Raw genomic sequence first — 11,359 nt, forward strand, 5'->3', positions numbered from 1 at the left:
TATATCTATGCAAGGTTGAGTAGTGCAAAACGCAGCAATGATCCGGCCATCGCTGGGCAGGCACAGGCACTTTGGCCATTGGTTAATTTGTGCTCTGTGCAGCATCTGGTGTCACAAGTGCAGGCAGGGAGACGAACCTGGCCTGAAGATGACGACCATATCTATGCAAGGCTGAGGAATGCAAAACGTACCAATGATCCGGCCATTGCTGAGCAGGCACAGGCACTTTGGCCATTGGTTAATTGGTACTCCGTGCAGCATCTGGTGTCACAAGTGCAGGCAGGGAGAGGAACCTGGCCTGAAGATGACGACCATATCTATGTAAGGCTGAGGATTGCAAAACGTATCAATGATCCGGCCATTGCTGAGCAGGCACAGGCACTTGTGCCGTTGGTTGATAAATATAGTAGTCAGTCGTCAGGCAAGTGATACATAAAATTCAAACCTGCACTCCATTTCGAATACCCAAAATTTAATGCCTGTCTATTGATCCAGAAGAATGTGCATTTCTTCAGTCTGCTTGGTGCAGCGGGCGTTTTCGGGGGCAGAAGCCAGGGCAGGGCAGTGCACATGGTCATGATCGCCAGAGAAGTAAGGAGCCCAGGAATTGATAGTGACATAAGTGTTTAAACAGATCAGCCCAAAGAACGCCAGCTCTTTCATTGCATGGTTCCCGTCCCGGAAAGTCACCGAAGGCCAGTGGATCAACACCTGAAGGACATAGGGTAGTTTAAAATTTAACTCAATGAACGTACTGATCACTTCAAAAGCCGTTTCTCCCGCGCTGAATTCACGATCACGATGGATATTAGTGGTATGCAGGCCGTGTTTATATACTGCAAGAGAGTTCCAGGCCGTGCTGAGCATTATCGGTATGGAGGCGAAGCCACCGCCGGACAGCTGATAGTTTTCCCATATTTTCTTATAGATCATGCCGTGCAAGAACATCTGAACCAGGTTGCCACCGTTGTATAGGCCATAGGTAATGAGTTCTGAAAGGGTCTGCTCGGGATGAAGATAGATATCATCATTGATGGGTATGATCGGGTATTCGGGTATTTTACGGTACCGGCTGCCGGATGACAGTGCCTGACAATCAGGGGGCAGGGCTTTCACAGAGGTATTTTCGGAAGGGTGGTCCCAGGCAGGTGGGTGCCAGGTGCAGGTGTGTATCAATTTGTTAGGAGGCACGAAAACGGTCTTCTCGAAATACGCACCCTCCCAGGTGATATGGATGGTTTCGCATGTCAGATGTTTGGGAAAATGAAATGGGTTGTAGTGATGGCGATCCCGCATGGCTTTATGGCAGTTTTCATGGGTTTCACTCATCCGCATACCTTCGTTCGCCTGTACCGAAGTGTGAAAGTAGAAGCTGAGTAGTGTAATGAGCTGAATGGCGCCGATGAGTTTGATCTTCAGGCATCTGGCTTTTGAAGACAGTTTATTGCAGCCCAAGCGTCCTGCATGCCCCCGGGAAGGTATCATAGTTAGTCCTTTTTAAGAGGAATAAGTTATGCGGGAAAGCATAGACCCTTTTTTAGAAATTGTAATAAAGAATAGGTCTTGCTTAAAACTCAGGCGTTCAGCATAGCAGCTCCACGAACACCCCCGGCATCGCCGAATTTTGCCTTGCGAATCTCGGGCAGTTGTCCGATGTTCAGGGTGTACTTCGGCAGTAAGGGAGGCACCAGCTCGTAGAGTTCGTCAATGTTTGACAGACCGCCACCCAGAACAATGACACCAGGGTCCAGAATGTTGATCATGGCGCCCAATCCGGAAGCAAGCAGTTCACAATAAATCTCAACAGCCCGTTCCGCCTGATTATCATGATGGCGGAACAGCTGTACTATGTCTTTGCCTGGCAGGGGCTTACCGGCAACATGCTTATACGTCAGTTCCAGACCCCTGCCCGACAGGTAGTTGTCCAGACAGCCGTGCATGCCGCAGCCACACCTAACAATGGGAAAGTCTTCGCCAGCCAGTTTGAAAACATGATAAGGCAATGGCGTGTGTCCCCATTCACCTGCCAGGTTGTTGCTGCCATCATGAAGCTTGCCGTTGATGTACAGACCGCCACCGCAACCGGTTCCGAGAATCACACCAAAAACCGTAGGGATGTTATCGCCTGCTCCGCCAATGGCTTCTGACAGAGCAAAACAGTTGGCATCATTTTCAATTTTGATGGGACGATCCAGAAGCAATTCAAGATCAACCTTCAGGTTCTGGCCGTTGGCACAGGGAACATTGGCGCACTGAGCCTTGCCGGTATCCGGATTAATAAATCCCGGAATACCAATACCTAAGCTACCCCGTGTGTCTAATTCACGATCGGTTTCGAGAACCAGCTCCCGGATGGCATTTTTAAACGCATCGTAGGAGTCTGTCGGTGTGGGTACACGTTTGTTGACGTGTTTGTTGTGCTCATGATCAAAAACAGCCAGCTCCATTTTGGTTCCACCGATATCCAACCCAAACAGCATGGCTCACTCCTGAATCTGTCTTAGTGACTGCGTTGAAACTAAATCTGAACCGCCTCTATTGCATGAGCAGAATCCGGTTCGTTTAACGTACCGGTTCTTTTTAGACATTGGTCTGTTTCAGATAAAAATAGGGCAGTAAAGAATTGTGCAGTGTTTTATAACATTCTTTACCAGTAGAGTTGAATGATCTAAAACAGTTTGAGCATGAAAAAAGCCAACCCCGGACGAAGTTGGCTTTCTTGATCAAGCAACATCAAGCAACGGTTGCTTTACTGGATTTTTGGATCCAGCTCACCTTTACCGTAACGAACGAACATGCTTTCCAGGCTGGTGTTGCTGATCTTTGAACCCTGACCTGCAGCGCCGAACGCTTCATAACGCTGGATACAGATATCTTTCATGGCTTTGGTGGCCACTGCGAAATATTTGCGTGGGTCAAATTCAGAAGGATTTTCAGTCATGAAGCGGCGGATGGCACCTGTAGAAGCCAGACGAAGATCGGTATCAATATTGACCTTGCGAACGCCGTGACGAATGCCTTCCTGAATCTGTTCAACCGGTACACCGTAAGTTTCAGGGATTTGCCCACCGTTTTCGTTGATGACTTTCAGCCATTCCTGGGGAACAGAAGACGAACCATGCATCACCAGATGGGTGTTCGGGATGCGCTGGTGGATTTCACGAATGCGGTCGATCGCCAGAATATCGCCTGTCGGTGGGCGAGTGAACTTGTAGGCGCCGTGGCTGGTACCGCAGGCAATGGCCAGAGCATCCACGTGAGTGGCCTTTACAAAATCTGCCGCTTCATCCGGATCTGTCAGCAACTGGTCGTGTGACAGGGTGCCTTCGGCGCCGACGCCGTCTTCTTCACCGGCCTGTCCGGTTTCCAGAGAGCCCAGGCAACCCAGTTCGCCTTCCACAGAAACACCACAGGCGTGTGCCATTTCTACCGTGCGACGAGTTACGTCAACATTGTATTCGTAGGAAGACGGGGTTTTGCCATCGTCTTTCAGTGAGCCATCCATCATCACGGAAGTGAAGCCAAGCTGGATGGAGCGTTGACAGACAGCGGGGCTGGTGCCGTGATCCTGGTGCATAACCACCGGTATGTGGGGGAACTCTTCCGTGGCTGCCAGAATCAGGTGTCTCAGGAAGGGGGCACCTGCGTATTTACGGGCACCGGCAGAAGCCTGAACGATGACGGGGGAGTCCGTCTCGTCGGCAGCTTCCATGATGGCGCGCATCTGTTCAAGGTTATTGACATTGAATGCGGGAACGCCGTAGTTGTTTTCTGCGGCATGGTCGAGCATTTCACGCAAGCTGATCAGGGCCATTGCCTGCTCCTGCTAATCAAGGGGTGGTTGAATTCGACGGCTATTATCCCTGTTTCTTGGGGGCGGTGCAAAACATCAACGGCTTTGAGTATTTGCAAAGCAGTTTAGACAAGAAAGTGGCGGGCGAACAGCAAGTCCCGGTAGCCCTGGCTACCGGGCTGATAAATCAGGCTTTGCCTTCGGAGCCGAACTCACGGATTTTACCCATGACGGTTTCAACGATGGCTTCTTTACCCGGGCCGATGACTTTACGTGGATCGTAAACGTCGGCGTCATTAGCCAGTACCTTGCGAACCATGTTAGTCCAGGCGATCTGATTTTCTGTGTTGACATTGATCTTGGCAGTGCCACGGCTGATGGCATTCCGGATATCGGCCGTCGGGATGCCTGTGCCGCCGTGCAGAACCAGGGGAACACCGGTCATTTCTTTAACCTGCAACATCTCATCGAAGCCCAGGTTTGGCAAACCTTTGTAGGGGCCATGAACAGAGCCCAGGGCTGGAGCCAGACAATCTACACCGGTGCGTTCAACCAGCTCTTTACATTCCTGTGGATCAGCGTAGATGCAGTTATCTGCAACAACGTCGTCTTCCTGACCACCAACAACACCCAGCTCCGCTTCGACCGATATACCGCGGGCGTGGGCATAGTCAACCACGGTTTTGGTCATGGCAACATTCTCTTCGAATGGGCCATGAGAGCCGTCGATCATTACAGACGAGAAGCCGGCTTCGATGGCTTCTTTACATTTTTCAATGCTGGAGCCGTGATCCAGATGGATGGCAACCGGTACAGTAATTTCCATGCTTTCCATCAAGGCGTTTACCATGGCGGTAATCACCTTAAAGCCACCCATGTAACGAGCCGCGCCTTCCGATACGCCGAGAATAACAGGAGACCGGGTTTTTTGGGCAGCGGTCAGGATAGCCTGAGTCCACTCCAGATTGTTGATATTGAACTGGCCAACCGCGTACTTGCCTTCCAGGGCTTTCTTCAGCATTTCAGTCATGGATACCAGTGCCATAAAGGTTTCCTCCATCAGTGGTATGGGGAACTGACCCTGAATCAGTTGGAGTGTTATCCAGTCATGGAGTTGGATAACACTTTATTTTCCGAGTCATACAAACTGAATGGTTTATACCGCGATGCAAATTAAATCAGAGGTTTGAAACTTGGCTTGCCTGAAGTCTAACAAAAAAACTTTATCTGTCTCCAGTTATAAAGAGAGGGAGTTTAAGAATGTCTTCAACCCCATATCTTCCACTTCTTCAGCAAGGTTATCGAGATCAAGTTTGTCAAACCGACGTTCTTTAATGAGTTGAGCATGTTGTTTAGTCCAGCTATAGAAGTCGGACTCATAAAGTGTTTTTTGATCATTATTCATGGTGTGATTCCCGTTAATCTCAGCCAGTCTATTCAGTTTATCAGGGTGCGGTATCCGGCAGAATATCATCCACCATAATGTTATCGAAGGTCCACTGGCAGCTATCAGGGAAGCTGGTGTGATCCAGTTGGTGATTCTCCCGCAGGTATTTATTCATTTCACGGATGGCAGCGTATTTGGCATCGGGGTAGCACTCTATCAAGGCGTCATCCTGTTCGTGCTTCAGGGACGGGTTTTTTCGGATTAACCGGCTGATGGCCAGACGTGACTGGGAAATACTGTCATACCAGCTTCTGAACTCTTTAGGTTCATACAGGTTAGGGTTAATCACGAAGGTTTGGTATTGGTATTTGAGCAGGTGCAGCACCAGAATAACCAGATGGGATTCCAGTGTATGGCGCTCGCTTTTGCTCATTTCGTCTACTTCTTCAATCAGGTTATCAAGGTCGAGCCGGTCGAACTCACGGTTTTGCAAGTGTTGTTTTTGCAGTTTTTTCCAGCGGTAAAAGTCGGACTGGTACAGTGTTTTTTGATCATTATCCATGATGTGGCACCTCTTGAATCACAGCAGAGTATAGAACAAGGATCGTTATGTCATTCCCTTCACTATCAACCAGCGTAGACCGCTACTTTCGGGAAATCCTGAACCGGCTATTGGGTCGCACCGGGGCCGCTGGCGATGCCGTTGTCTTGCGCCGTGATTAAAATAAGTTTGTCGCCTAGTGAAAGAGGTTTCGGGCAGGGGGGGCTGAACATTCTCGACGTTTTATTGATGTATGCCCTGAAATTCGCCTTTCAGCGCCCCGTTTGTCGGGTGTTAGGTAATAATGCGTATATTGACTGGAAATCAATCCTATTAGGGTGTGAAGCAATTTTTCGTGAGAAGTGTGGATGGTTTTTGGTATTTTCCGAAACGAAGTGTCACACTTTTTTTTGGGGATTTAAGTACTAACTAACACCGCCATCTGGAAACAAGTTTTGATATTAATTGATTGAGTTCGTCTATTAATGAAAAAACATTATATAGCAAAGGGTTTTGTATGGCTTAAAAGCTTTTAAAAACACTTGTTGAAAGTGTTTACTTCGTTGAGACTCATTCATTAAACGGCAGGCGATTGATTTGATGATGCACTATCTTGGAGTGGGCCTGCAGTGGGTTTCGTTAAGAGTAGTGACGCTTGGAATGAGTGCCATATCAGGATGTATATCTTGAAATAATTTGTCGATTTTTGTCAGAGTTTGTGTGATTGATTGCCAGTTGTATCCTGTAAGTTATAAAACGGATAATCCGGTAGCTGTGCGGCCAAGAGCTTGGAAAAAATAGTTTGCGTCATCTTTCACTATCAAATGAGGCAGGGCGAGCTGTTTTTCTCAGTAGATAATTTTTTGAGTGGGTAGGATCATGTTTTCAGGCATTATTGCGTCTTCCGGCGTGGCCATTGGTAACGCCTTTGTGCTGAAAGAGGTCGAAATACAGATCAGCGATGGCGTTCTCGACAAAGCTGAGGTGGAGGCGGATATTGCTCGCTTCAGGCAGGCCAGGGATAGCACTGTTGAGCAGCTTGAAGCCATTCGTGACAAAACTGCGGACAAGCTGGGAGAAGAAGAGGCAGAGGTCTTTGAAGGTCACATTCTGGTGGCAACAGACGAAGAACTGGAAGAAGAAGTTGTTTCTGCAATTCGCTCTCTGAAGCCAGCAGACGCGGCACTGAATGAAGCCATTGCGGTCAATGTCAGTATGCTGGAAGAGCTGGACGACCCTTATCTGCGTGAGCGTGTGGCGGATATCAGGGATGTGGGACGCAGGATGCTGAAGAATTTGCTGGGTATTCCTGTGACTTCCCTGGAGGAAGTGGAAGAAGGTTCCATTCTTATAGCAGATGATCTGACGCCTTCTGATACTTCCCAGATCGATCTCGAAAAGGTCTGGGGTTTTGTGACCAACGTCGGTGGTCGTACTTCTCACTCTGCCATCATGGCTCGTTCCCTTGAACTGCCTGCCATTGTCGGGGCCAGGGTGGCGACTGACAGAATCCAGAGTGGTGACATGATAGTGTTGGATGCTATCAACAATAAAGTGTTGGTGAATCCTGATGCCTCTGCTCTGGATTACTACCGAACTCTCCGGGAACAGCTGGATGAAGAACGCATTGAGTTGGCCAAGCTTAAAGATCTCCCTTGTGAAACGCTTGACGGGAAAACCTTCGAAGTCTGTGCCAACATTGGCACGGTCAAGGATGTTGAAGGGGCTGAACGCCATGGTGCTCAGGGTGTGGGTCTCTACAGAACCGAGTTCCTGTTTATGGACCGCACTCAAATGCCTTCGGAAGAAGAGCAGTTCGAGGCTTATAAGAGCGTTGCAGAAGCTATGGGCGGTCGTTCGGTGATTATCCGCACTCTGGATATCGGTGGTGACAAAGAGCTGCCCTATCTGGATCTGCCTAAGGAACTGAACCCATTTCTCGGCTGGCGAGCCATTCGAATGTGCTTTGACAAGCCTGACATTCTTAACACCCAGTTACGAGCCATTTTCAGGGCCAGTGCTTTTGGCAGGCTGAAGATCATGTTTCCCATGGTCATTTCTGTGGAAGAAGCCCGACGTCTGAGGGCCATAGTGGCAGACGTCAAGGCCGGGCTTGGTCATGAAGGTGTGAGTTTTGACGATCATGTTGAAATAGGCATCATGGTGGAAACTCCTGCTGCTGTTATGGTCGCTGACCTGCTGATTGAAGAAGTGGACTTTTTCAGTATCGGCACCAATGATCTGACTCAGTATGTGCTGGCTGTCGATCGTGGCAATGAAATGATTGCTGATCTCTATAACCCTATGGCACCCGCCGTGCTGCGCTCCATAAAGCGAGTGATTGATTGTTCTCATAAAGCAGGCAAGTGGACCGGTATGTGTGGAGAAATGGCCGGCGATGAACGTGCAGCCCTGATACTTGCGGGTCTGGGGCTGGATGAGTTCAGTATGAGTGCCACGTCGATTCCCAGGGTTAAGAAAGTGCTCAGAGAGCAGCGTTTCGAAGCGTTGCACAAACTGGCCGATGAGGTGATGAATCAACCTACTACCGGGGATGTTCAGACAGCCCTTGATGCGTTTGTCGGTTAACAGCCAGGGGGCGTGAGCCCCTCTTTTCCTGAGGCTCATTACAGAAAGTCAGCCAATAAACATTTTCCGGTCAGAGCGCGAACACCCGGACGCAGTGCCGAAGGGTAAAAGTATTTCGATCGAACTATGTCTTAACGAACTGAGTCTTAACGAACGATGATGTCTTAATAAACGACAGTGCGAGGTGATTCTCATGGCGAGTAAAAAACCAGCAGTCAAGGCTAAGGAGAAAAAACACGACACTACGTCCAGTGTGGATGAACAGCTCGATAGTCTGCTCAAGCTAGCCGGGATAGCAAGAGAAAAGTACCTTAAGCTCAATCAGGAAGACGTGGACCGGGTGACTCGGGCTATGGCTCTGGCAGGCCAGTCTGCTCACATGGAGCTGGCAAGAATGGCCGTTGAGGAAACCGGAAGGGGAATCCTCGAAGATAAGGTCACCAAAAATATCTTTGCGACTGAGTCCATCTACCACTCAATCAAATACGATAAAACCGTCGGTGTGATTGAGGACAATGAGGAGGAGGATTTCATGCTGGTGGCTGAACCCGTCGGTGTTGTCTGTGGTATTACACCCGTGACAAACCCCACCTCTACCACCATGTTCAAGTCCATTATTTCTGCCAAGACACGTAACCCTATTGTTTTTGCTTTTCACCCTTCGGCTCAACAGTGTTCAACAGAAGCGGCAAGAATTGTTCGCGATGCAGCTACTGAGGCAGGAGCGCCTGAAGATTGCATACTCTGGGTAGAGCATCCATCGCTGGAGGCGACTCAGAAGTTGATGACCCATCCCGAGATCTCAGTTATTCTCGCCACCGGTGGTTCAGGTATGGTCAGAGCCGCTTATTCCTCTGGCAAACCGGCCCTGGGGGTGGGGCCGGGTAATGTGCCCTGTGTTATTGATCGCACTGCCAATATCAAGCAGGCCGCCAATGATCTGGTGCTGTCCAAGAGTTTTGACAACGGCATGATCTGTGCGTCCGAACAGGCTGCCATAGTACACGACGAAGTTTACGCTTCTTTCAAGGAAGAAATGAAGAGGCTTAATGTCTATTTCACCTCTCCCAAAGAGACCGATCGTCTGTCTGAGGTGGTCATTATTGATGGCCATGTCAACAGTAAGATTGTGGGTATGAAACCATCCGATATTGCGGCGCTGGCAGGGATCAAAATACCGCAGGAGACAAGGGTGATTGCGGCTGAGATTGAAGGGGTCGGACCTGAGTTTCCTCTGTCCCGCGAGAAGCTCTCACCGGTACTCGGTTTTCTCAAGGCCAGAGATACCCAGCATGGGATTGAGCTGGCCGATCAGATGCTGAATTTTGGCGGTCTGGGGCATTCGGCTGTTCTGCACGCCCAGAATGATGATGTGATTGATGAGTTCTCGCTGGCGATGAAGGCCGGTCGTATCATCATTAACTCGCCAAGCACCCACGGTGCCATTGGTGATATTTATAACACCAACATGCCTTCCCTGACTCTGGGCTGTGGCACTTATGGCGGGAACAGTACGACGTCCAACGTTTCTGCGGTTAACCTGATCAACGTCAAGCGTGTTGCCAAGCGCAGGGTTAACATGCAGTGGTTCAAGGTGCCCAGAAAAATCTATTTCGAAGCCAACTCTCTACAGTACCTCGAAAAAATGCCCGACATCTCTCGTGTGTTTATCGTAACTGACGAAGTGATTCAGGATCTGGGCTATGTTGAGAAGATTCGTTACCACCTGAGGAAACGCCCGGTGCCAGTGCAGGTGAGGGTGTTTAATCAGGTTGAGGCCGATCCAAGTCTGGCGACTATTCGTGAGGGTGCCGAGGATATGGCGCTTTTCAATCCCGACGTTGTGATTGCTCTGGGTGGCGGCTCACCCATTGATGCAGCCAAGGGTATGTGGTTGTTCTACGAACAGCCAGAAGCTGACTTTGCGGGTATGGCCCAGAAGTTCTTCGATATCCGCAAGCGGGTATACAAGTTCCCGAAACTGGGCAAGAAAGCCAGACTGGTGGCTATTCCCACCACTTCCGGAACCGGCTCTGAAGTGACTTCCTTTGCCGTCATTACCGATAAAGAAAAAGGCATCAAGTATCCTCTGGCCGACTACGAGTTAACGCCTGATGTAGCCATTCTGGACCCGAATCTGGTGCTGACGGTGCCTAAAAAGGTGACCGCAGACACAGGTCTGGATGTCCTGACTCACGCACTGGAAGCTTATGTCTCTGTGATGGCCTCTGATTATACGGATGCGCTGGCTATGAAGGCGACTCAGATGGTTTTTGAGTATCTGCCCAAATCCTACGAAGAAGCTGATAAGGTGGCCAGAGAAAAGATGCATAATGCTTCCTGCATTGCTGGTATGGCCTTTGCCAACGCCTTTCTGGGTATCAATCACTCGATGGCTCATAAACTGGGGCACGAGTTCCATGTTCCCCATGGTCTTGCCAATGCGCTGTTGTTGCCTCATGTGATTGAGTACAACGGTTGTCCCAATCCATCCAAGGTAGCTTCTTTCCCGAAATACGATCATTACATTGCCCATGAGAAATATGCTGAAGTGGCCAAGGCTCTCGGCCTGCCCTGCAAAACTGCTGAAGAAGGAGTTAAATCTCTGGCTAATGCGGTTCGTCAGTTGATGAAACGGGTAGAGATGCCTTCGTCTCTGAGAGAATTGGGTATTTCCGAGAAAGGGTTTATGGAAAAGGTCAAAATGCTGGCGGATCATGCTTTTGAAGATCAGTGCACAACGGCCAACCCAAGAATGCCACTGGTCTCTGAGCTGGAAGATTTGTTGAAGAAAGCTTATTACGGTGAGTGATCTTGTTTTTACCGTGGGGCGTTCCACACATCAGCATTGAAGGCGGCTCTGAACTATCTGGAGTCACACTGGTTCAATGGACTATTGGCAAATACAAGAAATCAAAGGGGCGAAAGCGAAGAACGTTATCCGGCAAGATTGGCCAGAGAGGCTCCGATGTTTATGGCGTGCTCGCATATTGATTGGGTTAAAAACAGTTCGCAATAATCTATTATAATCTAAAACTATCTAATACAA

The 11,359-nt window shown here is 49.3% G+C and carries 10 protein-coding genes; 4 read left to right on the forward strand and 6 right to left on the reverse strand.

Annotation, left to right across the window (positions count from 1 at the left end; genetic code table 11):
* A partial coding sequence (locus tag KDK19_RS07275) for a hypothetical protein (RefSeq protein ID WP_257291644.1) occupies nt 1–429 on the forward strand: 429 nt, incomplete at its 5' end.
* Between the two features lie 54 nt (nt 430–483).
* Here the strand turns inward: KDK19_RS07275 and KDK19_RS07280 are convergent.
* The 6 genes from KDK19_RS07280 to KDK19_RS07305 all read right to left on the reverse strand — a co-directional run bounded on the left by KDK19_RS07280 (nt 484) and on the right by KDK19_RS07305 (nt 5,742).
* Entirely contained in the window at nt 484–1,485 is a 1,002-nt protein-coding gene (locus tag KDK19_RS07280) for a hypothetical protein (protein ID WP_257281731.1), read from the reverse strand.
* An 89-nt stretch (nt 1,486–1,574) separates the two neighbouring features.
* Nucleotides 1,575–2,480, reverse strand: coding sequence for an N-acetylglucosamine kinase (nagK, locus tag KDK19_RS07285; RefSeq protein WP_257255337.1), 906 nt, complete (start codon nt 2,478–2,480; stop codon nt 1,575–1,577).
* 269 nt (nt 2,481–2,749) lie between these two features.
* Nucleotides 2,750–3,814 carry a class II fructose-bisphosphate aldolase gene (fba, locus tag KDK19_RS07290; RefSeq protein ID WP_257255336.1) on the reverse strand — a complete coding sequence of 355 codons (1,065 nt, stop codon included), beginning with the start codon at nt 3,812–3,814 and terminating at the stop codon, nt 2,750–2,752.
* A 166-nt stretch (nt 3,815–3,980) separates the two neighbouring features.
* Nucleotides 3,981–4,838 carry a class II fructose-1,6-bisphosphate aldolase gene (gene fba, locus KDK19_RS07295; protein ID WP_257281733.1) on the reverse strand — a complete coding sequence of 286 codons (858 nt, stop codon included), beginning with the start codon at nt 4,836–4,838 and terminating at the stop codon, nt 3,981–3,983.
* A gap of 192 nt (nt 4,839–5,030) precedes the next feature.
* Nucleotides 5,031–5,198: a DUF29 domain-containing protein gene (locus KDK19_RS07300; protein WP_257252523.1), complete on the reverse strand. Its 168-nt coding sequence runs from the start codon at nt 5,196–5,198 to the stop codon at nt 5,031–5,033.
* A gap of 40 nt (nt 5,199–5,238) precedes the next feature.
* Complete coding sequence (locus tag KDK19_RS07305) at nt 5,239–5,742, reverse strand: DUF29 domain-containing protein (RefSeq protein ID WP_257281735.1); 504 nt, start codon at nt 5,740–5,742, stop codon at nt 5,239–5,241.
* An 858-nt stretch (nt 5,743–6,600) separates the two neighbouring features.
* On the opposite strand from KDK19_RS07305, the gene ptsI reads away from it, so the two are divergent.
* The 3 genes from ptsI (at nt 6,601) to KDK19_RS07320 (ending at nt 11,304) form a co-directional block, all read left to right on the forward strand.
* Nucleotides 6,601–8,310 carry a phosphoenolpyruvate-protein phosphotransferase PtsI gene (ptsI, locus tag KDK19_RS07310; protein WP_257252521.1) on the forward strand — a complete coding sequence of 570 codons (1,710 nt, stop codon included), beginning with the start codon at nt 6,601–6,603 and terminating at the stop codon, nt 8,308–8,310.
* A 193-nt stretch (nt 8,311–8,503) separates the two neighbouring features.
* Nucleotides 8,504–11,122, forward strand: a complete 2,619-nt coding sequence (gene adhE / locus KDK19_RS07315; protein ID WP_257252520.1) for a bifunctional acetaldehyde-CoA/alcohol dehydrogenase — start codon at nt 8,504–8,506, stop codon at nt 11,120–11,122.
* A gap of 2 nt (nt 11,123–11,124) precedes the next feature.
* Nucleotides 11,125–11,304 carry a hypothetical protein gene (locus tag KDK19_RS07320; RefSeq protein WP_257291645.1) on the forward strand — a complete coding sequence of 60 codons (180 nt, stop codon included), beginning with the start codon at nt 11,125–11,127 and terminating at the stop codon, nt 11,302–11,304.
* Nucleotides 11,305–11,359: the final 55 nt, after the last annotated feature.

It is taken from the genome of Endozoicomonas sp. ONNA1 (assembly GCF_024606325.1).
In the GTDB taxonomy this organism is placed as follows: domain Bacteria; phylum Pseudomonadota; class Gammaproteobacteria; order Pseudomonadales; family Endozoicomonadaceae; genus Endozoicomonas_A.